At 71.5% G+C, this 24,157-nt stretch carries 24 protein-coding genes; 12 read left to right on the top strand and 12 right to left on the bottom strand.

Going from position 1 to position 24,157, the window contains the following annotated elements:
• Positions 1 to 103 precede the first annotated feature (103 nt).
• A complete protein-coding gene (locus B085_RS0127910) occupies positions 104 to 511 on the top strand; it encodes a YciI family protein (RefSeq protein WP_018560820.1) in 408 nt (135 codons plus the stop codon).
• A gap of 377 nt (positions 512 to 888) precedes the next feature.
• Here B085_RS0127910 and B085_RS43985 read toward each other — a convergent pair whose 3' ends face one another.
• The 3 genes from B085_RS43985 to B085_RS0127940 all read right to left on the bottom strand — a co-directional run bounded on the left by B085_RS43985 (position 889) and on the right by B085_RS0127940 (position 2,605).
• On the bottom strand, positions 889 to 1,233 hold the full coding sequence (locus B085_RS43985) for a DUF6188 family protein (protein WP_018561912.1): 345 nt from the start codon (positions 1,231 to 1,233) through the stop codon (positions 889 to 891).
• A 130-nt stretch (positions 1,234 to 1,363) separates the two neighbouring features.
• Positions 1,364 to 1,597, bottom strand: a complete 234-nt coding sequence (locus B085_RS0127930) for a hypothetical protein (RefSeq protein ID WP_018561913.1) — start codon at positions 1,595 to 1,597, stop codon at positions 1,364 to 1,366.
• A 507-nt stretch (positions 1,598 to 2,104) separates the two neighbouring features.
• Complete coding sequence (locus B085_RS0127940) at positions 2,105 to 2,605, bottom strand: SMI1/KNR4 family protein (RefSeq protein ID WP_018561915.1); 501 nt, start codon at positions 2,603 to 2,605, stop codon at positions 2,105 to 2,107.
• Positions 2,606 to 2,679: 74 nt separating this feature from the next.
• Here B085_RS0127940 and B085_RS0127945 point away from each other — a divergent pair, with 74 nt between their 5' ends.
• The 3 genes from B085_RS0127945 to B085_RS46295 all read left to right on the top strand — a co-directional run bounded on the left by B085_RS0127945 (position 2,680) and on the right by B085_RS46295 (position 4,462).
• Positions 2,680 to 3,069, top strand: coding sequence for a hypothetical protein (locus B085_RS0127945; protein WP_018561916.1), 390 nt, complete (start codon positions 2,680 to 2,682; stop codon positions 3,067 to 3,069).
• 197 nt (positions 3,070 to 3,266) lie between these two features.
• Positions 3,267 to 3,719, top strand: a complete 453-nt coding sequence (locus tag B085_RS49590; protein WP_051102184.1) for a hypothetical protein — start codon at positions 3,267 to 3,269, stop codon at positions 3,717 to 3,719.
• A complete protein-coding gene (locus B085_RS46295; RefSeq protein ID WP_018561917.1) occupies positions 3,704 to 4,462 on the top strand; it encodes a cytochrome P450 in 759 nt (252 codons plus the stop codon). The genes B085_RS49590 and B085_RS46295 overlap by 16 nt, the downstream gene beginning before the upstream one ends.
• Before the next feature lie 74 nt (positions 4,463 to 4,536).
• Here the strand turns inward: B085_RS46295 and B085_RS0127955 are convergent, their stop codons facing one another.
• The 3 genes from B085_RS0127955 to B085_RS44000 form a co-directional block, all read right to left on the bottom strand.
• Positions 4,537 to 5,145, bottom strand: coding sequence for a hypothetical protein (locus tag B085_RS0127955; RefSeq protein WP_158689840.1), 609 nt, complete (start codon positions 5,143 to 5,145; stop codon positions 4,537 to 4,539).
• 32 nt (positions 5,146 to 5,177) lie between these two features.
• The gene (locus B085_RS43995) at positions 5,178 to 8,795 is read right to left on the bottom strand and encodes a S8 family peptidase (protein ID WP_051102185.1); all 3,618 of its coding nucleotides are present in this window, start codon (positions 8,793 to 8,795) and stop codon (positions 5,178 to 5,180) included.
• A gap of 425 nt (positions 8,796 to 9,220) precedes the next feature.
• Positions 9,221 to 12,178 carry a helix-turn-helix transcriptional regulator gene (locus B085_RS44000; protein ID WP_078620091.1) on the bottom strand — a complete coding sequence of 986 codons (2,958 nt, stop codon included), beginning with the start codon at positions 12,176 to 12,178 and terminating at the stop codon, positions 9,221 to 9,223.
• Positions 12,179 to 12,483: 305 nt separating this feature from the next.
• Here B085_RS44000 and B085_RS44005 point away from each other — a divergent pair, with 305 nt between their 5' ends.
• From B085_RS44005 to B085_RS0127985, 3 genes are all read left to right on the top strand, one after another.
• The gene (locus B085_RS44005; RefSeq protein ID WP_143681630.1) at positions 12,484 to 12,861 is read left to right on the top strand and encodes a YidB family protein; all 378 of its coding nucleotides are present in this window, start codon (positions 12,484 to 12,486) and stop codon (positions 12,859 to 12,861) included.
• Positions 12,862 to 13,327: 466 nt separating this feature from the next.
• Positions 13,328 to 14,023: a type 1 glutamine amidotransferase domain-containing protein gene (locus B085_RS0127975; RefSeq protein ID WP_018561920.1), complete on the top strand. Its 696-nt coding sequence runs from the start codon at positions 13,328 to 13,330 to the stop codon at positions 14,021 to 14,023.
• 549 nt (positions 14,024 to 14,572) lie between these two features.
• Positions 14,573 to 14,956: a VOC family protein gene (locus B085_RS0127985; RefSeq protein ID WP_026251522.1), complete on the top strand. Its 384-nt coding sequence runs from the start codon at positions 14,573 to 14,575 to the stop codon at positions 14,954 to 14,956.
• Between the two features lie 15 nt (positions 14,957 to 14,971).
• Here the strand turns inward: B085_RS0127985 and B085_RS0127990 are convergent, their stop codons facing one another.
• On the bottom strand, positions 14,972 to 15,520 hold the full coding sequence (locus B085_RS0127990; protein ID WP_018561923.1) for a GNAT family N-acetyltransferase: 549 nt from the start codon (positions 15,518 to 15,520) through the stop codon (positions 14,972 to 14,974).
• A 180-nt stretch (positions 15,521 to 15,700) separates the two neighbouring features.
• Here B085_RS0127990 and B085_RS0127995 point away from each other — a divergent pair, with 180 nt between their 5' ends.
• The 3 genes from B085_RS0127995 to B085_RS0128005 all read left to right on the top strand — a co-directional run bounded on the left by B085_RS0127995 (position 15,701) and on the right by B085_RS0128005 (position 17,217).
• Positions 15,701 to 16,078, top strand: coding sequence for a VOC family protein (locus B085_RS0127995; protein WP_026251523.1), 378 nt, complete (start codon positions 15,701 to 15,703; stop codon positions 16,076 to 16,078).
• A 421-nt stretch (positions 16,079 to 16,499) separates the two neighbouring features.
• Positions 16,500 to 16,853 (top strand): STAS domain-containing protein, encoded by a 354-nt coding sequence (locus tag B085_RS44010; protein WP_018561925.1) that lies wholly within the window; start codon positions 16,500 to 16,502, stop codon positions 16,851 to 16,853.
• Positions 16,854 to 16,995: 142 nt separating this feature from the next.
• On the top strand, positions 16,996 to 17,217 hold the full coding sequence (locus B085_RS0128005) for a hypothetical protein (protein ID WP_018561926.1): 222 nt from the start codon (positions 16,996 to 16,998) through the stop codon (positions 17,215 to 17,217).
• Here B085_RS0128005 and B085_RS0128010 read toward each other — a convergent pair.
• Both B085_RS0128010 and B085_RS0128015 read right to left on the bottom strand, forming a co-directional pair.
• A complete protein-coding gene (locus tag B085_RS0128010; RefSeq protein WP_018561927.1) occupies positions 17,201 to 17,974 on the bottom strand; it encodes a B3/4 domain-containing protein in 774 nt (257 codons plus the stop codon). The genes B085_RS0128005 and B085_RS0128010 overlap by 17 nt on opposite strands.
• A gap of 95 nt (positions 17,975 to 18,069) precedes the next feature.
• Positions 18,070 to 18,906 carry a DMT family transporter gene (locus B085_RS0128015; RefSeq protein ID WP_018561928.1) on the bottom strand — a complete coding sequence of 279 codons (837 nt, stop codon included), beginning with the start codon at positions 18,904 to 18,906 and terminating at the stop codon, positions 18,070 to 18,072.
• Between the two features lie 116 nt (positions 18,907 to 19,022).
• On the opposite strand from B085_RS0128015, the gene B085_RS0128020 reads away from it, so the two are divergent.
• Positions 19,023 to 19,607, top strand: a complete 585-nt coding sequence (locus tag B085_RS0128020) for a helix-turn-helix domain-containing protein (protein ID WP_018561929.1) — start codon at positions 19,023 to 19,025, stop codon at positions 19,605 to 19,607.
• Positions 19,608 to 19,780: 173 nt separating this feature from the next.
• Here B085_RS0128020 and B085_RS0128025 read toward each other — a convergent pair whose 3' ends face one another.
• On the bottom strand, positions 19,781 to 20,704 hold the full coding sequence (locus B085_RS0128025) for an NADP-dependent oxidoreductase (protein ID WP_018561930.1): 924 nt from the start codon (positions 20,702 to 20,704) through the stop codon (positions 19,781 to 19,783).
• Between the two features lie 365 nt (positions 20,705 to 21,069).
• Positions 21,070 to 21,708, bottom strand: a complete 639-nt coding sequence (locus B085_RS0128030) for an HD domain-containing protein (protein WP_018561931.1) — start codon at positions 21,706 to 21,708, stop codon at positions 21,070 to 21,072.
• Between the two features lie 136 nt (positions 21,709 to 21,844).
• On the opposite strand from B085_RS0128030, the gene B085_RS0128035 reads away from it, so the two are divergent.
• On the top strand, positions 21,845 to 22,816 hold the full coding sequence (locus tag B085_RS0128035; protein ID WP_018561932.1) for a GlxA family transcriptional regulator: 972 nt from the start codon (positions 21,845 to 21,847) through the stop codon (positions 22,814 to 22,816).
• Between the two features lie 24 nt (positions 22,817 to 22,840).
• Here the strand turns inward: B085_RS0128035 and B085_RS0128040 are convergent, their stop codons facing one another.
• Positions 22,841 to 24,085 carry an IS701 family transposase gene (locus B085_RS0128040; protein ID WP_078620099.1) on the bottom strand — a complete coding sequence of 415 codons (1,245 nt, stop codon included), beginning with the start codon at positions 24,083 to 24,085 and terminating at the stop codon, positions 22,841 to 22,843.
• Positions 24,086 to 24,157: the final 72 nt, after the last annotated feature.

Below are 24,157 nucleotides of genomic sequence, written 5' to 3' on the forward strand. Positions count from 1 at the left end.
CGCGGAAAAGACTCGGGCGGTGGTGTCGAGAACCCGCGGCCGGCTCCGTCCCCGTGGTGAAGGCGGCCACAATGGGGTCGCACCGGCACCAAGGAGAGCCACGATGGCCAAGTACCTGCTGCTCAAGCACTACCGCGGCGCACCGGCGGCGGTGAACGACGCACCCATGGACCAGTGGACCCCCCAGGAGATCACCGACCACATCCAGTACATGCACGACTTCGCCGCCCGACTGGAGAAGACCGGAGAGTTCGTCGACGCCCAGGCCCTCGCCCCCGAAGGCACCTGGGTCCGCTACGACGGCGAAGGCCGCCCACCCGTCACCGACGGCCCCTTCGCCGAGACCAAGGACCTCATCGCCGGCTGGATGATCATCGACGTCGACACCCACCCACGCGCCCTCGAACTCGCCGCAGAACTCTCCGCCGCCCCCGGCGCCGGCGGCAAGCCCATCCACGAATGGCTCGAACTCCGCCCCCTCCTCACCACCCCACCCACCACCACCGAATGAGCAGCGGCCCGAGGCCGGGCACCCCCGCGACTCTCGCGATCTACTGCCCGGATGTGGGAACTCCCCCGCGGAAAGCGCACGTTGAGCGGATGACCACGGGCTCGCACCCCTTCACGGTGCCGCGGGCCCCGGGGACCGGCACGGTCCGGGTCGACGGCCAGCGCATCGCGTGACAGTCAGGGAGGTTCAGCACATGGACGACATCTTCGGGGAGATCATGGAAGAGATCGTGGAGGAGACCGCCGAGGAGCTCGGCGGGGAGGTCGCCGAGGACATCGTCGAGGGACTCTTCGACTGATCGCGGACCCAGCGGCTGCGGCGGCGGTCACTTCGCCGCCGCATGCCGGGCGCCGGACCGGGGACGGTCCGTCGGCGCCTCATGCGCTCGGCGCGTGGCGCACGCCGTACCCCGCGTCCGCGCCGATCCACAGCAGCGAACCGGCGTCGAAGTCGACGACGAAGGAGCCGTCGGCACTCACGCCGACGCGGGTGACCGACTGCCCGAAGAGGTCGAGGACCGGGGCCAGGGCCGAACCCGTCCCGGGGCGCATCTCGTGGTACTCGCCGTCGGTGTCCCGCAGGCGGAACTCCGTTTCCAGGACGAGTTCCGCGACGACGCCCGATCCCCCGTCCCCGCTCGCGGCGCCGAGGCGCAGACGTACCCGATCGTCGTACGACGTGGCCTCCACCCGGCCGCCGACCAGTGCCTCGAGGTCCTTCACCGCTTGACTCCCCGTGCTTGACAACGTTGTCTGATCCCTCTCCGGATCACCGGATGTAGATGATAGATATCATCTTCCCATACACGCGCTGTATGACAGGACGATCGCGACGGCCCGGACGGGACGGCTCTCACAGCGCTCCGGGCCGGCCCACCACTCGTCGGCGGGCCTCGTCCTCGTGGTGTGCCCGCAGGAAGACGAACAGCCCGGCCACGATGCCGTCCGACAGGTCCGCCAGGATCGAGTCCGGTGACTCGGCGGTGGAGCGCGCGACGGCTTCCACGAGGCGGGCGAGGTCGCCGATCGCGGACTCCTCCACGCCTGCCGGGTCGATCCGGCCCTCGGTGGTCGACTGGCCGGTCATCGTGCGTCCTCTTCCGGTAGGGGGACGGGCGCGCGTCCGCGGCGGGCCCTGACGTCACGTAGACGAGGCCGCCCGCACGGTGGTGACGGTTCGACGCCGTCGGCGGCTGCACACCCGACCGCGTCGGCTTACCGACCGCTTGACGTTTATCGGCCGCACCGCGTCGTGGCGCAAAGGTGACTTGTCCTCAGAACGCCAGGGCCATGGGGCTGACCTCGGGCGACACCGGCGTCAGGCTGCCCCCCATGCACATGGACAACAGATGGCGGGCGGGCGTCACAAGCCCCCGGCCGCAGCTTCTGCACCGTCGACCACCCGCGCCACGCCTCGGGCGGCTCGGTCAGCCTCCGCACGTACGTCAAGGACGCCGCGGGCAACACCTTCAAGCAGACCGTCGTCAAGGCCTACCTGCTCACGTAGCCCCGCACAACCCCGTGGCAGGGCCCGCCGGCCGGAACCGGCGGGCCCTGCCGCTGTGTCGTGCGGACGGGCGCCCCGCGCCAGCGGTCACGCGAAGTCCGCGGACGACGCGAGGCCCTCGACGAAGGTCCGGAAGTCCGGGGCGAGGAGCAGCTCCTCCCCGAGTTCCGCGTCGAACCACGTCACGGAGGGTTCCTCGCGGGGCCCGCGCACCCGGTAGTCGAGTGCGATCGAGCAGGGCCCGCCGCCCGAGATCAACGCCACCGGAGTGGGCAGCCCCCATTCCCCGACCAGGTAGGGGCTGTCGAGCATGGAGAGTGCTTCCTCTCGGCGGCCGATTCCCATGACCGTCTCGAACGGGACGTGGTCGGCGCTCCACGAGGTCGGCCGGCTCGTGGGAAAGGCGTCCCACTCGGCCGCGACCACGCCCCCGTTCTGGTGGCGGAGCAGGTCGAGCAGGGAACCGGGGAGCGTGACACGCAGCGCGCGTTCGGCCTCCGCGATGAGCCGGCCGGTCAGGGGCGGCCGCACCCCGTGGCGGTTCCCGGGGTCCCAGAGGGAGCTGCGAAGATCCTCGAAGCGCGCCATGGCCGGAATCGTAGGAGGTGCGCGCGGCGTCCCGCCCGTGACGGGGAGAGGCGGCCTCCCAGTAAAGTCCTGGCATGCTGCTTTTCCACTTCACGCGGCCGGAGCGGTGGCCGCTGATCCTGGCAGACGCAGAGATCAAGGCCACCTGGCCGACGGATCACGAGGACATCCCGGAGCTGGCGCGGACGGTGCACCTCACGTCCGATCCCAGCCCCGCCTCGCTCCCGGAACCCTTCCGCGACTGCACGGTGCGGTTCACCGTGGAGGTGCCGGCTCCGGAGGCGCAGCGATGGCACGCATGGGCGGGCACCAGGCTGCCGGCCCAGACCGTCCACGTACTGACGGCGACGCACTTCGGTGAGCGGCCCGACGAGTGGTTCGTCGTGGAGCGGGCGATCCCGTCGTCGGAGTGGGTGTCGGTCGTCGACCTCAAGGTGCAGAAGCCGCTCTGGCCGCAGCCGTAGGGAACCTCAGGCGTCCGGGCCGGGTCCGGCCGTAGGCCGTCTCCCGGCCGTCGCCGTCCACGCGGGCCCACCGGGGAACCGGGAAATTGACACGTCAAGCATTCACTGCTTGTCTTGGCAAGGAGTTTCGGGGCGTCCCACCCGCCCCGACCCGGTGCTCCTGCACTCCGCCGGCGACGTCTACCCGAGGACGGATCATGACCGAACGCATGACGCGTGGCTTCGTCGTCACGGACCGGGAACCCGGATGCCCGTTCGACCCGTCGTCGCGGCTCGCCGAAATGGGCCGCCAGGAGGAACCGGCCCGGGTACCGATGTACGAGCCGCGGTTCGGGGACGCCGACGTGCTGGTCCTGTCGCGCTACGCGGACGTCCGAGCGGCGCTGGGCGATGCACGGCTGCAGTACGGGCACCTCCCCCTGGCCGACGGCAGTCCGCGCACCTACATGCCGGGCTTCCTCCCCGACTTCCACGGCGCGGAGCACACGAGGCTGCGGCGCATGATCGCCGGCGCCTTCACGCCCAAGCGGGTCAGGACGCTGCGCCCGATGGCCGAGCAGATCATCTCCGAGCGTCTGGACGCCATGGAGGAGGTCGGACAGGCGTCGACCTCGTCGAGGCGTACGCCGTCTCGGTGCCCTCGATCGTGATCGGCGAACTGCTCGGCGTCCCCTCCTCGATGCACCACGAGTTCCACAGCATCAGCGCGGGCGTCGTCAACTTCGCCAACTCCCCTGCCGAATACTTCGCCCTGCTCGGCGAGTTCGGCGAGTACATGAAGAACCTCGTCGACGAGATCCGCCGGCGTCCCACCGAGGGCCTGATCAGCAGCCTCCTGCGGGAACGCCCCGGAGAGGTCAGCGACCAGGAGGTCATCGGCCTGTCCAGCGCGCTGGTCGTCGCGGGTCACGAGACGACCGCGTCGATGATCGGGGTGAGCGCGCTGGCGCTCATGCGGCAGCCCGGCCAACTCGCCGTGCTCCTGGACGCTTCGCGGTCCACCGGGGACGCCGTGGAGGAGCTTCTGCGCTACATGAGCATCTCGGGCACGTTCCCCCGCGCGGCCTCCGATGACCTCACGATCGGCACGACGCGGGTGAAGGCCGGCGAGCGCGTGCTGGTGTCGCCGCTCACCGCGAACCGCGACCCGGAACTCGTGCGGGACCCGGACCGGCTGGACCTGACCCGTGAGGCGGCCACGCACATGGCGTTCGGGTTCGGGAGCCACCAGTGCCCCGGGCAGCACCTGGCCCGCCTGGAACTGGAACTGGCGCTTCCCGCCCTCTTCCGGCGCTTCCCCGGCCTGCGGCCCGCGGTCCCGGACGAGGAGCTGGTCTTCCACCGCGACGGCCCGAACGTGTACAGCCTGCAGGCCCTTCCCGTCGTGTGGTGACCCCGGACGGGAACGGGCGGACGGGGCGAGACTCGGTCTCGCCCCGTCCTGTCAGCCGTGCGCGGCGGCACCCGTCAGCGCAGCGTGTACGCCGTGGGGATGGTCTGCCGAACGGTGTTGCCCTGACTGTCCGTCGCGCTGATCCTCAGTCCGACGCCCTTGGCGGCCTGGTCCCGCCGGGGGTTCTTGACCGTCGTGGTGAAGGTGTTCTTCCCGGTGGCCCTGGTGGTCGCCGGGCGCCAGGTCCTGCCCCCGTCGAAGGTGGTCTCCGCCTTCAGGGACGTCACCTTGGGCAGGGCGGTGAGGCGTTCCTGGTAGTAGCCGACAACGGTGATCTCGTGGGCTTCCCCGGCCTTGACGGTGTTGTCCAGGGCCAGATCGAAGTCGTAGCGCAGGAAGATCAGCGGCTCCGGACGGCAGGCCGCCTCGTCGCTGCCGACCACCTCACCCATGCACGGGCTCAGCTTCGGCGCGTCGTCCTTGGTCGCCGTGGCGGAGGTGTAATGCCACACCGTATTGACGTCGTTGGTCCGCGCCTCGAACGTGTACCGGGCCGACTTCGCCGGCAGGTCGTAGGAGACGAGGTCACCGCCCTTGCAGCCGGAGAGCGCCAGCGTCACCGCGGCGGCGAGCACCATGAGGGCCCCTCTGCGGCGCCGGGCCGATGGCACACCGGTCTTCATCGTGTCGGTCTCCTTAGCGGTGTCGAGTGCCATCACAGGGTCGTCCAGTCCTGGTCGGCGAGGTGCTGCTTGCGACCCTCGATCTCGTCACCCGACGCGTCCAGCAGCTTGAAGTCGCAGGTGGAGTCGAGGTTCGGCACGGTGGGCAGGGGAACCCGCCCACAGGACGGGATCTCGATGAACTCGTGCTGGAGAAGCTCGTCGTCGACGATGCCGATCAGCGCCTGGCGCCCGCCGCCGCTGCCCGTCATGTAGACGGTGGGGTAGAAGGTGTCGCCCTGCCGGCAGCCCGCGCACGGGCCGGCCGGCACCGAGAAGCCCGACTCGGTCCGCACCTGCGGCACGGCCCCCGGTACGGCCGGCCCCGCGTTCCAGTGGATCTCGTTCTTGCCGGTGAGGACCAGCTCGTTCATCTCGGTGCGGTTGTGCTCCAGGAAGGAGTCCGCTCCCTGGTCGGCCCAGGAGGCGGTGAAGCCGCTGATGGCGTCTTCCTGCCGCTTGACGAAGACGGTCATGGTCCGCTGCGTGGACGGCTGCGGCAGGGACACGTACGACGTGGTCGGGGCGGCCTGGAGGAACTGCCGCCAGCTCAGCTGGTGGACGGTTCCGGGCCGGGCCGCGTGGAAGTGGAGGTCGACCCGGTCGAGGTCGCGCTTCCCGACCCGGTAGTCGTTCGCCCGGATCTGCCCGTCCTCGTGGTACCTGGCGGCGTACGCCCTCGGCACGGCGCTGCCCCCGAGGCTGATCCTGACGTGCGACCGGTCGGCCTTGATCCGCTTGATCAGGTCCTCGGCCTCGGCGTAGGGCACCGTCACGATGGGCAGTGCGGCGTACGCCTGGATCGCCGGGCAGCTCTGCGGCCCGTCCAGACACTGGTCGAAGGTCGAGGGGCTGCCCAGCGAGGTGAGGGCCGGTGCCACGACGAGCACGCCGACGGCGCCGGCGGCGGCAGCGGCGGCCACCCGCTCGTCCCGGAGCTTCGGGTAGTCGCAGGTGCTCTGACAGATGTCGGTCGGTGTCAGGAGGACGAGCTTGCCCCGCGCGTCGACGTCCGCGAGTTCGGCGACGGAACCGGTGCCCGCGTGGACCACCGGCAGGCGGCCCTCGACCGGCAGCCGCGGAACCTCTGTCGCGGCCTCACGCGTGCTCGGGTCGCCGTTGTCGCGCAGCCACGCCTGCGTCTGGCCCAGTGTGGCGTTCGGGGTCACGTAGCGTGCGGACAGGCTGGAGGGGGCACCGCCGCCCGTGGTCCGCATGGTGACGACGGGGGTCGTCCGTGAGCTGTAGAAGTCGTGGGTGAAGGTGCCCTCGCTCACCTTGCCGGTGGGCAGCACCCACCAGTTCGGTTCGACGCCCTTGTAGTCGTAGGAGAGCACCGTGCCCATCGTCCAGGCCCCGGTCGCCGAGACCCGGTTGACGACATCGGTCGCGCTGTAGGTCTCGGTGGCCTCCGGGTACCGGACGCGCAGCGGCTTGGCCTTGCGCAGGTCCAGCGTGACCGTGGTCGCCTTGGTGAGACTCACCTCCGGCGCGATCGGTGCGGCCTGCTGCAACTCGCCGGCCGCGTCCCGCCAGGTGACCGGCAACTGCACCGCGTAGCTGCCGCGGAAGAGCTGCTCGGTCACGCTGACCGCGCCAACTTCGGTGACCAGGCCCGCGTGCAGGTGGATCTTGTCGTCGACCGGCATGAAGGTGGCCGTGCCGTAGCGGACGTCGGTGGCACCCGCGGGGGCGACGACGTTCAGGGTCAGCGGGAACTTCTGGGCCTCGAGGAAGGTGTGGACCCCTGAGGCCAGCCGTATGTCGCCCGAGTCGTCACGGGCGCTCAGCAGCCCGTTGTAGCCGCCGAAGGCCGCGTCGGGGCCGAGCACGCTGCCGTCGAGCGTCACCGACACATCGGCGGAACCGCCCGCGGGGAGGACCACCGTGTCCGTGCTGAGGGTGAACAGCCCTGCCGCGGCGGGTTTCCCGTCGGCGAAGGAGACCGGCATCGTGAGGTGCAGCGTGGTCGCCTCGTCGCCGCGGTTGGTGTACGTGATCTTCTTCGTCACCCGCGAGTGCGGGTAGGCCAGGCGGCCGAAGTTCAGGTTCCCCTTCGGGACGATCCGCGGGTTGGTCGCGGTCGCGAGGTCCACGAGGCCCCTGCCCTGGGCGTACATGTCGTGCCCCAGGTCGGTGGCGGTGTCCATCAGCAGCGCCTTGATCTGCTGACCGGACAGCTCCGGGTGCTGCTGGGCGACGATCGCCGCCGCGCCGGCCACGTGCGGGGTGGCCATCGAGGTCCCGTCGGCCGCGGTGTAGTACTGGTCCACCGGCGTGCCCATGGCCGTGCCGGCGGCGCGTGCCGCGACGATGCCGACGCCCGGAGCCGCGATGTCGGGCTTGGCGGCGCCGTCCCCGATCCGCGGTCCGCGGTTGGAGAACGTCGCCATCTCGCCGTTCTTGTCGACGGCCGCCACGGTCAGCGCGTCGTCGGCGGAGCCCGGGGAGACGACCTTCTGCGGGACCCAGCCGGAGTTGCCGGCCGCGACCACGAACAGGGTTCCGGTGGAGCGGCTCAGCTCGTTGAGCGCCTGGCTCATCGGGTCGGTGCCGTCGGTGGGCTCGCCACCGAGGCTCATGTTGACGACCTTGGCCCCGGAGTGGGCGGCCCAGTCCATGGCCGCGATGATCCCGTCGTCGGGGCACTGGCCGTTGTCGTCGCATACCTTGCCCACCAGCAGCTTGGCGCCGGGGGCGACGCCCTTGCGCAGCCCCTTGGACGCGGCGCCGCTGCCGAGGACGGTGGACGCCACGTGGGTGCCGTGTCCGTGCCCGTCCTTGGTGCCCGAGGGGCTGCCGGTGAAGTCGACCTGTCCGGCGATGCTTCCGGACACGTCCGGGTGGGTGGCGTCGACGCCGGTGTCCAGCACAGCGACGGTCACGCCGGTGCCGTCGTAGCCGCGTTCCCAGGCGACGGGCGCGCCGATCTGCGGAACCGACTGCTCGAGGTCGACGTGGGACACGCCGTTGAGCCAGACCTTCTCGACCCCGGCCAGGGAACCGGCGGACCGGGCGGCGGCGGACGTGGAGGCCGTCTTGCCGCGTACCTCCTGCCACCACCGTCCGCCGTCGGCGACGTTCATCGAGCGGCCGTTGATGATGGGGAGCGACCTGCCGCCGGACGCCCCGGCGACCTTGCGCGTCTTCTCGGCACCCGCAGCGTCGGTGTAGGTGACCAGCACCGGAACCGTGTCGCCCTTGCCCGCCGCGGCGAGCGTCGCCAACTGGGTGAGGTCGAAGAGCCCCCAGTCGAGAAGTCCCTTGCCGACCAGCGCGAGGGCGTCGTCCGGCACGACGTACACCTTGCCCTGGCGGGTGATGGTGTGGAACACGACCGGGGTCCCGTCGGGACGCGCCGCGCTCTCGGTGTCGCGGACGACCGGCTTGCCCTTGTCGTCGACGCCGACGTGCACCTTGTCGCCGGTGATCAGCGTGACGGGGACGGACCCGCCGGACGCGGCAACGATCCGCGCCAGGTCGGTGCTGGCGATCACGGTCGGGCTGTCGGTCCGTACGACACCGGGTTTCGGCGTCTGCCGGCCCGGCTCGGCCGCCTGGGTCGCCGTCGTCGACACGACCATGCCGAAGACGGTCAGACCGACGGTCACCGCGCCAAGGCGTCTGTTGAGACGCTTCCTTGCGCTTGGCCTCATCTATGAGTCTCCTGTGAGATGTGACGGGGAACATCGGGGGAGGATCGGCGTGGAGCGTGCCGGAGGTCGGCGTTCACATTCCGGACACGGCCTCCGCGCTAGAGCGGTTCGTACTCGCCGTCAGCGGCGGCATCACCCGCGTCCCCGGTGGTCGGGGCGTCTGCCGGCTCGGCCCGCGGTCCTTCCGGTGCCGGTTCGTCCCTCGCACGGCGTGCCGAAACGGCTGAGCCATCAGCCGGTTCGGGTGTCAGCGGTTCTGCGGGCAACATGGGCACGAGTGTGCGACGGGGCCCGGGGCCGGCTCGATTGGTCAGATGCGGGATTTAATCCCGCCGCCCGCCCGCCGGCTTTTCTTCGTGCCCGGCGACGGCGTGCGGAATTTACTCGTCGCCCGGCGGCGGGCGCCGCACGTCGCCGACGAGACCCGACTCGACGACCCTCATCGCGAGCGCCGTTCGCGACGTCGCGTGCAGTTTGCGCATCGCGGACCTCACCTGACTGGCGACGGTCTGCACGGACACCACCAGGCAGTCGGCGATCTGGCGGTTCGTCAGGCCCTCGACCAGCAGCCGGGCCACTTCCAGTTCGCGCGGCGAGAGCCGGTCGCCGTATCCGGGCCGTCCCCGGCCACGCGTCGGCGCGGGAACGTCCCCTCCCCGCGTGCCGAGGAACCGCGCGATCCGGTCGGCGTCGTTGAGGGCGCCGAGTCCCGACAGCGCCCGCGCGACGTCGGACAAAACCGGCAGCCCGTCCTCCTCCCGGCCGTCGGCGAGCAGGCAGAGGGCGTGACGTTCCCGGGCGAGCAGGGCGTCGTACGGGCGCGGCAGCGCCTCCCACGCGGCGGCCGCGCCGGCGAACAGCGTCGCGGCGTCCGCGAAGCGCCCCTCGGCCTCCGCCAGGATCGCGCGGCACAGCACCAGGGACGCCTGCGGGGCGGGGGCTTCCCTCTCGCCCAGGGCTCCTTCGAAGGTGTCGACGAGGTCCGCGGCCCGGTCGAGCCGGCCGGCGGCGGCGAGGGCGGCGATGCGTGCGGGGGCGAAGTCGACGGCCCGGGACCAGATTCCGCCGCCGACGGCGATCTCGGCCGGCTGGTCGGTGAGGCGGAGTGCCTCGTCAACGTCGCCCTCGCGCAGGGACAACCGGGCCAGCGCGGCCGCGGCTTCGATGCGTTGCTGGTCGTCGCGCCCGGCGAAACGCAGCCGCTCCCGCGCTGTCCCCAGGTCACCGGAGGCGGCCTGCATCAGCCCGGCCACCAGGGCCGCCTCGCACCGGTCCTTCAGCCGTACCCCGCCGTCGTCGTCGAGCAGGCGCGCCGTCCGCTCGGCGAGGCCCGGCCAGGCGCCGGTGAACCAGTCGAGGTGGGCCCTTGAGGAGGCGATGCTGTCGAGGTAGTCCAGGAACTGATGGCGCTCGGCAAGGGCCTGGGCCTTGGCCAGTCGCGCCCTCGCCTCGTCGTACCGTCCCCATCGCGTCGCCTCCTCGCCGACGTTCGTGTGGCCGATCGCGATGACGGACGCCTCCCGTGGATCGGAGACGTCCTCCGGGAAATGCCGGGCCGCCTCCCAGCCGGCCTCCTCGCCGAGCATGAGCAGCGCGAAGGCGCGTTCCACCGACAGGCGCAGGCGGTCGAGGGAGGTCATCGACCGGTCCGGGGGCGGTGCCTCCCGAAGCCACCGCAGGTGTTCCGACACCGGCCGCGCGTTTCCCAGGGGCAGGGCGAGCAGGATGCGGGCACGTGCCGCCTCCGGCGAGTCCGGGGGAAGATGCGGCACCGCGGTGAGGATCTCCCCGCGGCCCGCCTCGATCTCGCCCGCCACCATGAGCACCCGGCCGATCTGGAAGCGGACGAGAGCCTGTTGGGCGGGAGTCAGAACCTGGCCGCCGAGCGCAGAGCGGAGCGATTCGATGATCTGCGAGTGCGGATCGGAGCCGGACAGCGCCTGGAACTGGATCTTCGTCACGAGTCGTACCAGCGCCTCGGCCGGGAGGGCGAAGGTGGTGACCAGGCTGTGCATCAGCAGCGCGGAGGTGGCCACGTCCCCGGCCTGGACGCAGAGGTCCGCCGCCTGCTCGGTGTACCGGCACGCGGCCTCGGCGTCACCGGCCAGCCGGAAGTGCCGGGCGAGCTGGGCCACGGGCGGCCGCGGCCACCGCTCCAGCGCCCGGCCCGCCCGCAGGTGCATGGCACGCCGTTCCTCGGCCGGGATGGCGTCGTACACGGCGTGGCATGCCAGCGAATGGCGGAACGACCACTGGCCGGGCCTGCCCTCGCGCAGCAGGCCGCCGCCGAGCGCCTCGGCCGCCTGCGCGGCGAACCGCTCCTCCGGCAGGCCGCTCACCGCGCGCAGGGTCGTGTAGTCGGCCGGTCCGGACACCACCGACACCGCGTACAGGACGGTGCGGGTGTCGGGCCCGACACGTCCGACGCGTTCGAGCATGGCGTCGCGGATCGTGGGCGGGACGTCGATGCGGTCCAGCCGCCGGCGCGCCCATCCGCCGTCCTGGCGGACCAGGTCGGCCCGGTCGTGCATCAGCCGCACCGACTCCTCCAACGCCAGCGGTACGCCCTCGGTGCGTGCGTGGAGGAAGGCCGCGAACTCGGTGGAGACGTGGCCGCCGGCCAGCATCGACGAGACGAACGCGGCGGTCTCGCCGACGTCCAGCGGATCCAGCGTCAGCCTGACCAGGTGCGCGTCGGCCGGGGTCCGGGAGAGCAGCCGCAACAGCAGTGAGCCGGGCGGCACTTCGTCCCGCCGGTAGGTGAGCACCACGCTCACCGGCTGGGGTCGGCGGGAGACCAGGAACAGCAGGAACTCGAGCGTCGCCTCGTCCGCCCAGTGGACGTCCTCCAGTGCGAGGACCGTCACGTCGAGCCGGCCGAGGACCTCGGCGAAGGCCCGGAACAGCCGGTGCCGGGCCGCGGTGGCGTCCTCCAGCGGCTCCGGGGCCGGGGGAAGGTCGTCGGCCCACTCGGGGAACAGTGGTCGCAACGCACCGCCCAGACCGCTCAGCCGCAGCCCGACAACGTTGTCTACGCCGTCCCGCACCGCGTCCACGACCGCCCCGAGCGTGTACGGCACCCGCAGCTCCGGGCAGGCCCCGACCAGGGCGCGCCGGCCCTGCTCCGCCCGGGACGCCAGGAACTCGCGCAGCAGCCGGGTCTTGCCGATGCCCGCCTCACCGTCGAGCAGGACCACCGCCGGGGTCCGCCCGAGCGCCGACCCGAGTGCGTCCAACTCCCCGCCCCGGCCGACGAACCGCGGCGCCGACAGCGCCGGGAGCCGGCCGGCATCGGCACTGGACCGTCCAACCACCGCCGCGCCCCCTCGATCGACCACCCCTGCGTCAGTGCTGACCTTATCCGCGGGAGATCATTTGGGTGGCGGCAACGGCTCGGACAGGTGAACGGCGCGAGATCACGCAGGCCCGGAGCCAGGGGCCTCCCGGCTCCCGCGTCACCCGTTCGGCCTAATCGGCACGGCGGCCCGGGGCGGCTCGTGCTGGCCTGGAAGGGAGTGTACGAGCGAGGCGACACCACGTGCGACCTGCGACAACAGCATGCCGGCCGCCCCCTGGGCGGACCGGCGCGGGATCCCATCGCGCCGCGCGTCGCCCGCACAGACCGCAACCACGGGAGTGACCTATGGCTGACCCCACCAGGAGCAGCGGCGGCGGCATGATGGACGAGCTGCAAGCGCTGCTCGAAGGTGCGACGAAGCTCCTGAACGACAGCGGGCTGAAGGGCATCGTCGACTCATGGCTCGGCAACGGCCCCAACGAGCCGGTGACGACGAGGCAGATCGAGGACGCGTTCGGCGCCGACAAGGTGGCCGAGGCGAGCAAGCAGGCGGGCGTGAAACCCGATGCGCTGGCCGCGGAGCTGCCCGAGGTCATCGACAAGGCATCGCCCGACGGGAAGATCGACATCCGCAGTAGCAGCATCGAGCCGTCCTCCATCGACGCCCGCAAGGAGTCGCTCATCGACGTGCTGGGCCACACCATCGATACCCGCCGCGGTTGACCGCCGGCGCGGACAGTCCGAGGGCCGGCGCTCGCAGCAGCGCCGGCCCCCTTTACGGATTCCCCGCGGCAGCTGCGCAACGACCCATGGAGTGGACCACTGGAACCGGTTCGCCTCTTCACGGCGAACGGATCTTCCAGTGGCCCGTGGCCGATCCGCCGCCGGAGACCGGAGCGAGGAAACGCCGAGCGACCCCGGCGAACGCCTATCCCCCGGGGCCGCACGCAGCGCCGCCCTCACCTGGGCCAGGCTCTGACGGCAGGCCCCACCCGGTGTGCGGAGTCGCCGCCGCCCGGCAGCAGCGGCCGGACGCGGAGCGTCCGACGCGACCACGCCAGGTCACCGCGGCGAGTCGTTCGCCTCATCGAGCGGCCGGACGTCACCCGAATGCGAGGCGGCGCGGGAGCAATTAGCCTGAAAATCACGCAGTCCCCGAACTTCGGGTGGGACGAGGAGGCGACTCGCCGTGGCGAAAGTGCTGTTCATCGTGAGCGGGGCCACGTACTGGGTGCTGAAGGACGGCACCCGGTACGCGACGGGCTACTGGGCCGAGGAGTTCGCGAGTCCGTACAAGCTGCTGACGGATGCCGGCCACGACGTGGTGGTGGCGACTCCCGGCGGTGTCACCCCGAACGTCGACATGATGAGCCTGCGTCCCTCGATGGCCGGCGGCGAGGACGGCGCCCTGGAGCTCGAGAGGATCATCCGGTCGGCAGAGGTGATGCGGCGCCCCCTCAAGCTCTCGGACGTCCGGCTGGAGGACTACGACGGCGTCTATCTCCCCGGCGGCCACGGCCCGATGTCGGACCTGGCCTTCGACGCCGACGCGGGCCGCCTGCTGACGGCGCAACTCGCCTCGGGCAACCCGCTCTTCATCGTCTGCCACGCCCCCGCGGCGATCCTGGCGACCAGGATCCACGGCGTGTCCCCCTTCAAGGGCTACCGGGTCACCGCCTTCTCGAACGAGGAAGAGGAAGCCGTCGGGCTGGCGCCCTTGGCGACCTGGCTGCTGGAGACGGAACTGAAGGAGAAGGTCCAAGTCGACTACAGCCGCGGCCCGATGTGGGAGCCGTACATGGTCGAGGACCGCAACCTCGTCACCGGGCAGAACCCGCATTCCGCGGCAGTGCTGGGCAACCGGATGCTCGAGATCCTCAAATAGGCCCGAGGCATCGTGCCAGGGCGCGCACCGCGCACATCACGCGGTCGCGTCCCGGCTCACCTGTTCTGCCGTCGCCGCGACGCGGCCCGTCCGTCGGCAGCGGACTTCCGTTCCAGGCGCGCGGGCGGAGCACCAGGCGGTAGCCGTCCGGATCGGCAGCGGTGGCGCCGTGCCGGTCCAAGCAGGGGTTTGTGCGCGGCGGCGCGGGTTCCGCGCGCTGCGACGAGGCGGTCGACGAGGGCCCCGTCGGCCGGGGTACCGAGAGGGAGGACGAACAGGTCGTCCACTGCGGGTGCGGGCTCCAGCGGCCGTTCGGGGTCGCGCGTGAGCCCGAAGTGCCAGGAGCCGCCCGGGAGCCCGAGCATCACCAGATCGTGCTCGCCGCAGACGCGCTCGGTTGTGCGCCACAGCGCTTCGGGACCGAGGCCCCCGACACAGAGGCGCTGGGACGCCGAAGGATTCCGCGAGGGGCGGGCGACAGGTCGGCGGCGGCGGCCGCCCTCGCGCATGTCCCGACCCGGCATCCGGTGCCTGCCTACACTGCGGGGCATGGCATGCCGTATCAGTGAGTTGGTCATCGACGCCTCCGACCCCGAAAGGCTCGCCGCGTTCTGGAGCGAGGTCCTCGGCTACGTGGAACTCGGCCGGGAGGACGACGGGAGCATCGAGATCGGGCCGCCCGACGCCGGGTTCGGCGGTCCGCAGCCCACTCTCGTCCTCAGCTCCGGCGGCGGCCCCCGGGCCGCGAAGCTCCCCCTGCACTTCGACGTCAACGCCACCGACCGCGACCAGGACGCCGAGTTGGAGCGGCTGCTCGCCCTCGGCGCCAGGCACGCCGACGTGGGACAGAGCGGCACGGAGAGCTGGTACGTCCTCGCCGACCCGGAGGGCAACGAGTTCTGCCTCCTGCGTCGACGCCTGCGGCCCCTCTGATCCCCGCGCCCGCGCCTAGACCTCGGGAAGGGAGGGGTCCGGCGTCCACGGAGTGGGGGCGGTGATGGACCAGCGTTCGTGGTCGCGCCAGGCGCCGTTGATGTACAGGTAGTCGGCCGACAGACCTTCGTAACGAAAGCCCAGGCGCCGGGCCAAGGCCGAAGACGCCTCGTTGCCCGGCTGGATGTTCGCCTCCAGCCGGTGGAGCCGCAGGTCGTCGAAGGCATGCCGCAGGACGGCGGTGAGCCCCTCGGTCATGTAACCCCGTCCCGCGGAGGGGGCGAAAGCCGCGTAGCCGAGGGACGCGCCCTGGTAGCGGCCCCGGATGATCGAGTTGATGTTGACCGTGCCGGCGGCCTCACCGGTCTCCAGGACGCGGATCAGATAGCCCCGGTTGGTGCCGTCGCTGAAGCGGTGCATCCAGCTCTGGAACGCCTCCGCGGTCGCGGGCAGTTGCATGTACGGCGAATGGAGCTCGCTGCTGGCTCTCACGAGCGAGCAGAACTCGTCCTGGTCGGCGAGGGTGAGCGGGCACAGTTCGACCCGTGACGGCGTGAGGGGCATGGGCCAATGCTAGGTGATCTCTCAGTGCGGCCCCTCGCGACCGCGGAGGAGGTCGACCGGAGTCGGAGCAGCATCCACTCGCGGCCCGAGGCCCGGCCAGGTGGTGGAGTCGTAAAGATCTTTTCCCTGCGTACCCCGTCCGGTACGGTCGCGGGGTTGTTCGCCGACTGGGAGGTCCACATGGCATGTCGTATCGGTGAGCTCGTGCTCGGTTGCCGAGACCCCGAACTGCTGGCGCGGTTCTGGTGCGAGGTCCTCGACTACGTAGTGGTCGGCCGCGAGGAGGGCTGCGTCGAGATCGGAACCCCCGAAGGCTTCGGCGGTCCTCAGCCGACGATCTTCTTCAGCGTCCGGGAAGAGCCGGAGCCGGGGAAGTCCCGGCTGCACATCGACCTCAACCCCACGGACCGCGACCAGGACGCCGAGCTCGAACGCCTGCTGAAGCTCGGTGCGCGCCGGGCCGACATCGGCCAGACCGGGGACGAGCACTGGCACGTCCTCGCCGACCCCGAAGGCAATGAGTTCTGCCTGCTGAAGGCCCGCATCAAGCCGCTCTGACGCGCTTGGGCCGCGCCGCGACCACCGACTCCCCGTGTGACGTGATCCGCCGGAACGACCCCCGCGGCGCGGACGCAGCCGGAGCCCGCGAGGAGACCGAGCGCCGGTGAACAACCCGCGCGCGGCCCCCGCTCCGCCGGACCGCGCCGGGCTGTGCCCCCTGGGGCGATGGCCGGACCCGTCCGGGAGGGCCACCCCGTCCGGGCGCGGGCCTGGTCCTTGCGGTGGCGGTGTGCGAGGCTCGAGACAACCAGCCTGGCCTGGTGAGAGACCCCGCGCCACCAAGCGGTCACCGCGGGTGGCCGACGGATGGCGCGGGTGGTCTTACTCGACTGTAGGCGGCATGTCGCCGCCTGCTTTACGGCGGCCGCTCTCGCGCGAAGCCGACCGTGATGGGCTCCGACCCGATCGGTGGCTTTTCATGTCGACCCTCGGCATCAATGTCAGCGAAGCACCCCCGCGGACGACTATCGCCCTCACCGGCGAACTCGACCTCGAGACGTGCCCCCAGGTCACGACGGTCACCGACGAACTGCGGCTCCGGGGCACGACCCTTCGCGTGGACCTCTCGGGCGTGACGTTCATCGGCTCCACCAGTCTGAACATGCTGCTGAGCCTCCGCCTGCGCGCAGAAGCGGAAGGGGGCACGCTCGAACTCACCGGCCTGCAGCACCAGGCGGAGCGCGTCCTCGCCCTGACGGGGACGCGGGACCTGTTCCGCATCCTCCCGAGCGTTCCGCCGGTGGCTCCCGGCGTCGTCGGCGCCTGCTGCTGAGCCCGCACGGTGACCGCTCCTGCGGCCCATGGGTATGTTTTTGCGCCGAATGCGGCTTACGGGCAGAAGTCGATCTTCCCTCGGGTTAGGCTCCCCAGAAGCAACGTTCACCATGCCGACCAGCGAACATGGAGCGCTGACCATGCCCGAGACCCGCCTCAAGTGCCGCAACTCCTCCTCGGCCGCCGCTGTCGTGGCGGCCGGTGCCGGACCGGGCGACCCGCTGCACACCGTCCGGCAGGACGGCCGCCATGTCGTGATCGCCTACGCGAACACACGCTGGCCGTTCGACGTCGCGGAGTGGGCCGCCTTGGAGGGCCACGCCAGCGACAAGGCCGCTGCCCGGGTCATGACCGCGCTCTAGGCCGTACCGGCGTCCGGCCCGGCACCGCACTCGCGCCCGCTCGGGGCCCCCGGACGGAGACCTGCGGTCGTGCCGCGCCCAGGTACCGTACGGCGGTTCCTCCGGCGTGGGGCGCGAGCAGTCCGCGCAGTTCGTCCGCCGCGACTTCGAGGAGGCGGCCGTCCCGGGACGCGTGGACGGTCTCGAGGATGAAGGCGACCCTCGTGGAGTCCTCGGTGACGCGGGTGCGGTGGGCGTCGCGGTGGTTCCAGTGGCGGGTCAGGACGTGGGCGTCGTCGGCGTAGATGATCTCGCCCGGCCTGGGGTGCTCGACGGTGTCCGGTTCGCCGAGCGGGGTGAAGGTCTCGGTGCCGTCGGCGTGCCGGATGACGACGTCGCCGGTGACGTTGTCCAGGTCGAAGGCCCCGGCGGGCAGGCCGTGGTGGACGGAGACGGCGTTGTACGAGTCGACGGCCGGGTTGATGCGCGGCAGGGCACCGCGCTTGGCGAGGCGCCGGCCGAGCGCGTCGACGCTGGGGCGGATACGGCGGGGGTTGGTGCCGAACGAGCGGTAGGCGGTGTGCCAGGCATCGATGCGGGGGTCGGTCTCGTCGGCGGGGCGCCAGGTACCGTCGGCGAACCGCTGCTCCAGGTCCGCCAGGGCCTCGGTGGACCCGGGCCAGGGTTCGTGGCCGCGCAGACCGGTGGCGATGACCAGGGCGACGAGGGTGTCGGGGAAGGCGTCGGCGACGGCGGGGGCGAGGCTGAAGGTGGTCATGGTCGGGGCTTCCGTCTCCTGCGTCAGGACGAAGTCGGGCGGGGCTTCCAGGCGCCGACGCGCTCGATGCGGCGGCGCCGCCGGGCGGGTCCCGGTCAGGTCAGGGCGAGGAGGCCGACGGCCGCGGCGGCGGTGCCGAGTCCGATGAGCTGGCCGCGGTGGATGCGCTCGTCGAGCACGCCCCGGGCCAACAGGACCGTCCCGGCCGGGTAGAGAGCGGTGATCACGGCGACGACGGCGAGATCGCCGCTGCGGACGGCAAGCAGGAACAGCAGGTTCGCGAGCGAGTCCAGCACGCCGGCGGTGGCCGAGATCGCGAACGCGGGCCGCTCGGGCCCGAGGCGACGGAACATCGCGCCCGCCGCGGCCAGCGTGACGGCGGAGGAGACCGCCCGGCCGACGATCAGGGGACCGATGCCGCTGCCGGACGGCGCCTGGTGCAGGAAGACCAACTGGAGCGCGATGGCGGCACCCGCGCCGAAGGCCAGCAGGAGGGCGGTGCGCGAGGGCCGCGTGGCACCGGCCCCGCGGCCCGCGCTGACCAGCACCACGGCCGCCAGCGCCAGGGGCAGGCCCACCAGGCCGGCCACGCCCAGCCGCTCCCCCTGCAGCAGGCCCACCCCCACGGGCAGCACCGCGGAGACCAGGGCGGTCACGGGAGAGAGCACGTTCATCGGGCCGATCGCCAGGGTGCGGTAGAGCAGGGCGAACGCGGCGGCGGAGGCGACCCCGGACGCCGTGCCCCAGACCAGGACCCCGCCGCTGAAAGAGGCGTCGAGGATCGGCCAGAGCAGCAGCTCCACGGCGAGGCTGGCGGGGGCCGCGACCGTCACGGTGCGCAGTACGTGGGCCTTGCGGGCGCCGAGACCGCCGAGGAAGTCGGCGCATCCGTAGGCGAGCGAGCTGCCGAGGGCCAGCAGCAGAGCGATCACAGGACATCCCCTACCATTCAGTGGAACGACTGAACCATACATTGGATCGACCGCCTAGGCCAGTCAACCGACCGGACGGTTCATTCCACTGGGACACCGACGAGGACGGAAAGCGGATGGCCGACGCTGAGACCGCACTGCGGACGCTCGCACACAACGTCCGGGCCGCCCGTACCCGCGCGGGCCTGTCCCTCGATGAGCTCGGCCGCCGCGCCCAGGTCAGCAAGGGCGCGCTGGTGGGGCTGGAGAAGGCGCAGGGCAACCCGAACTTCGCGACGCTGGTCCGGCTGGCCGACACCCTCGGCGTCTCGGTCTCCGCGCTGATGGAGGGCAAGCCCGAAGGCCGCGTCCGGGTCGTGTCCGCCGACGCGCTGACCCCGCTGTGGACCGGCGCGCTGGGCAGTCAGGCCCGCCTGATGCTGACCACCTCGGGGCCGGCGCCCGTCGAGGTGTGGCGCTGGCAGCTGGAGCCGGGCGAGGAGTACCCCAGCCACCCGCATCAGCCGGGCGTCGTGGAGACCGTCAGCGTCACCCGCGGCCGGATGACCCTGGTCGTCGACGGCACCGAGCACACCGTCGAAGCCGGGCAGACCGCCACTTTCGAAGGCGACGCGGCCCACACCTACCGCGGCTCGGGCACCGGGACGTGCCACCTGATCATGACGGTGCACCTGCCGCCCGCTCCCGTCGCCGCACCCTGAGGACGCGGCCCACGGGGCGTGCCGGCGGGGCGTGCGCACCTGCATGCCCTTGTTCGATCGCGTGAACGTCGTGGCCAGGGACGAGGCCTGTCGCGACCGGCTCACCGACGAGGAGCGAGCCCCGATCGGGCCCCGATCGGGGACCGACGGCCCGCGGTGTCCGGCGCTCGCGCTCAGTCCTCGGCGATCCGGATGATCGTCTTGCCGGGCAGGCGGCGCCCGATCCGGTTGTAGGCCTCGGGAGCTTCGGCCAGGGGTCGCACGTCCCCGATGCGCGGCGTGAGCCGTCCGTCCCGGACACGCCGGACGAGGTCCGCCAGGCAAGCCCGGTCGACCTCGACGACGAAGAACACGGCCCGCCCCTTGTCGGGCTGGACGACGGGTGGCTCGGCGACGGTGACGAGCGTGCCGCCGGCGCGGACCAGCGCGGTCGAGCGTCGGAGGATGTCGCCACCGAAGACGTCGAGTACGAGATCCACCTCGCCGATGTCCTCGAGCCGGTCGTTCTGCAGATCGACGAAGGCGTCCGCGCCGAGGCCGAGTGCCGTGTCCCTGTCGGCGGCCCGGCCGGTGCCGATCACCCGGGCGCCCGCCTCGTGGGCGAGTTGCACGGCGATCGACCCCACCCCGCCGGCGGCACCGTGGACGAGAACGGTCCGGCCGGTGGTGAGACCTCCGTGATCGAACAGGCCCTGCCAGGCGGTCAGCCCGGAGATCGGCAGTGCGGCGGCCACCGTGTGGTCCACGTCGGCGGGGAGCGGAGCGAGGTTCCGGGCCTCCACCGCGGTGTACTCGGCCAGTGAGCCGTTGCGGGTCCAGTCGGCCAGTCCGAACACCCGCTGGCCGACCGTCAGGCCCGTGGTCCCGTAGCCCAGTTCGGCCACCACGCCCGAGAGTTCGTGCCCGGGCACAGTCGGCGTCCGGTCGCGGCCCGCCCGGTCCGACCAGGTGCCCGGCCAGTCGAGTTCCCCCGGCGTGAAGCCGGCGGCATGCACCCGCACGACCACGTCGTTCTCGGCGGCGTGCGGGTAGGGCATGTCCGTGAGGGTGAGCCCGCCGGCACCGGCGTCACGGTCTCGAACGGTGATGGCTTGCATGGTGGATCCTTTCCGGGGTGATCTTCGAAGGTTCGGCGGGCGGGACGGGTCCCGCAAGCCGTGCGGCGCGGGCGGGCGATCGCGGCCCGCCCGCCGCGGTGCGCGCAGCCGCGGATCCCCTTGCCGCGATGCCGAGACGCCCGCTGTACACGCAGCCCGTGGTCTCCGGGCCCCATGCGGGCGCCGCGAGCCCGGGCGGAAGGGCGGGAAGGATCAACACCGCGTGATGATCAGGTGGACGGCGGAGAAGGCCTCCGAGCGCGCTTCCGCCGTGGTGACCGCGCGCGGGCCGCCGTTGAACGTCAGGCCGACACCCGGCCCACGCGAGGAACAGCCCCGCGACGACCCGCCCCGAGAGGCTCCGGTCAGCTCGGCCAGGGCGCGCCCATGATGCGCTCGACCGTGGTCGTGCGCTGGAAGCCGGGTACGAAGTGCTCCAGCACGTCCGCGTTCACGGTTCCGTTCGCGGTCTCCGGGCGGTCCGCGAGTCCCTCGACGAATGCCTGCAGGAACTGGTTCTTGAAGTCGCCCCTCGGGTGGACGGCGGTGACCTCCTCCACCTGGGCGCCGTCCAGCTCGTCCAGGGCCAGGCCGAGCACGTCGGTCAGAACGCCCAGATTCGTGATGGCGATTTCCGGGCCCATCCGATGCGGAATTCCCGGCGTCGTGTGGAGTGCGATGGCGGTCCACACGACGTCGGCGGCCGCGGGCGTGAATCCGCGGTCGAGCATGAATTTGCGCGCGTGGTCCGCCCCGTCGACCTCGAATCGCTGCTCGGCGTCGGAGAAGGGCGTCATCAGGCCGGTGTCGTGGAACATGGCGGACAGGTAGAGAAGTTCCGGGTCGGGCTTCAGACCGAGTCGGCGGGCGTGAATGGCGCCGAAGACGAAAACCCGCCGCGAGTGGTGGTAGATGAGAGGGCTGGTCATCTCCTGAACGTGACGGGTGGCTTCGGCGGCCGCGGCTGTTTCGGGAATCTCCACCCCGGCGATGATCTCGGTCATTGCTCCGTACTCTCCGACATCGGCGTGTTATGAATGGAAGGTGTTTCCGTCTTCCACAATGCCGTCCGCCACGCGTTCCTCGCCACCTCCGTCCCGCCATGAGTCCCGCGAATCCGGACAGGCGGAGAACGGGGGTGTGAGCCCCACCGCGCACCGGGTCGTGATCCTCGTCTTCGACGGGGTGACGCTGCTGGACGTCGCCGGACCAGCGGAGGTGTTCGCGGAGGCCAACCGGTTCGGCGCCGACTACCGGGTCGTGCTGGTGTCACCGACCGGGGCCGACGTCACCTCGTCCATCGGGGTCAGGATCGCGGTCGACGGCGCCGCCTCGGAACCGGAGCCCGACACCTTCCTGGTGGCCGGCGCGGACCTCTACCCTCGCAACGCCGTCGCCCGTGACCTGGTCGAGGCCGCGCTGACGCTGGCCGGGCGGGCCGGGCGCACCGCGTCCATCTGCACCGGGGCGTTCGTCCTCGGTGCCGCCGGCCTCCTGGACGGCAAGCGTGCGACCACGCACTGGAAGGTCACCCACGAACTCGCCGCGAGGTGCCGGTCCAGCAGCGTCGTCCCCGACGCGATCTACGTCCAGGACGGCACCACGTACACCTCGGCGGGCGTGACCGCGGGCATCGACCTCGCGCTGGCCCTCGTCGAGGAGGACCACGGCGCCGATCTGACCCGCGAGGTCGCCCGCTCCCTGGTGGTCTATCTGCAGCGCTCGGGCGGGCAGTCGCAGTTCTCCGCCCCGCTGCAGGGGCCACCGCCGCGGTCTCCCGCCGTCCGCAGGATCGCCGACCTGGTGACGGCCGATCCCACGGGAGACCACTCGGTCGGCGAGCTCGCCAGGCACCTCAATGTGAGTTCCCGGCATCTCACCCGCCTCTTCCGCGAGGAAATGTCCACCACGCCGGCCCGGTACGTGGAAGCGATCCGGTTCGACATGGCGAAAGCCCTGCTCGACCAAGGGCATACCGCGACCCAGGTGGCATCACTCGCCGGATTCCCGAGTTACGAAAGCATGCGAAGGGTTTTCGTCAAGAACATGGCGATCAGCCCGGCCGCCTATCAGCGCCGCTTCAGAACCGCGCAGCGGACCGATTCGGCCTAGTACTCCAGCCGTAGATCGTGATGTTCATGCCTGATGCGCAGCTTGTCGTCGGTAATGACTCGCGTGGGCGCGGGCTTGATGGCGACGTCGCCAATGGGACCAGCTCAGCCGGTGAGTCACGTCGTGGACGGTCCGGGCCACGAGCGTGGTGAACAGGCGCTGGATCTCGTTGCAGGTGAGAGGGATTAGGGCGGTTGGTCCGGGGTGCTTGCCGTGCTCGTCAGCTCGGACGACGGCGAGGAAAGCGTGGGCGAGCATGGCGAGGGTGACCCAGCGGTGCCAGGAGTTCCAGCGGCGGACCTGGTGCTCGTCCAGGCCGGCCAAACCCTTGCCGGCCTGGAAGGTCTCCTCGATCGTCCAGCGCCGTCCAGCCACGCGCACGAGCTCGAACAGCGAAACGGGGTGCGGTGAGAAGCAGCGGTAGAAGGCGAGCTCGCCGCTTCGCTGGTTGCGACGGACCAGCATCCACCAGTGCCCGGGCCGCCCGGCCGGGCCCTCGGTATCGAAGACTGCCCAGTCGTAGAACCGCACGCCCTTCGCGCCCGCTCCGGCGGACAATCGCTGCCACGCCCGCTTCGGGATGCGCGTGACCAGGTCCTTCACTGGAAACCTGCCCGCGCGTGTGGTCACTCGGTGGGTGCTGGAAACCGCCAAGACGTAGCCGATCGGACGGGCCTCCAGTACCGCCCGTAGGTGCGGGTTGTCCCCGTAGACCTCATCTCCGGCGACCCAGCGTGCGGGCGTGCCCGCCTTCAGCGCCCGGTCGATCATCTTGGCTGCGAGTTGGGGCTTCGTCGCGAAGGCCAGATCGTCGGGGATTCCGGCGGTGCGGCATCGCTCGGGGTTGCCGGTCCACGAGCGCGGCACGTACAGGGCCCGGTCGATCGCGGCATGACCGCGCGCTGCGGAGTAGGCCAGGTAGACGGCGACCTGGGCGTTCTCGATCCGGCCGGCGGTGCCGGTGTACTGGCGCTGCACGCCGACGGTCGCGGTTCCCTTCTTCAGGTCTCCGGTCTCGTCAACCACGAGCACTGCCTGGTCGTCGGCCAGGCGCTCAACCACGTAGGCCCGCACGTCGTCGCGGACGGAATCGGCGTTCCACTTCGCGCGGTGCAGCAGGTGCTGCATGCCGTCCGGCGTGGCGTCGCCCGCATGCTCAGCCAGGGTCCAACAGTTCTTCCTCGGCACGTCGGACAGCAGGCCGAGCACCAGGGCCGTTGCACGGCGACGTGGTTCGACGCGCACGAACCGGCCCGCGATGCGGCCCATCAGCTGATCGAACATCCCCCGCCAACGGGCGGGCACTACGCTGTGACCCGCGACAACCGCTTGATCTTCAGT

The sequence above is a fragment of the Streptomyces sp. BoleA5 genome, assembly GCF_000373665.1.
Lineage (GTDB): Bacteria > Actinomycetota > Actinomycetes > Streptomycetales > Streptomycetaceae > Actinacidiphila.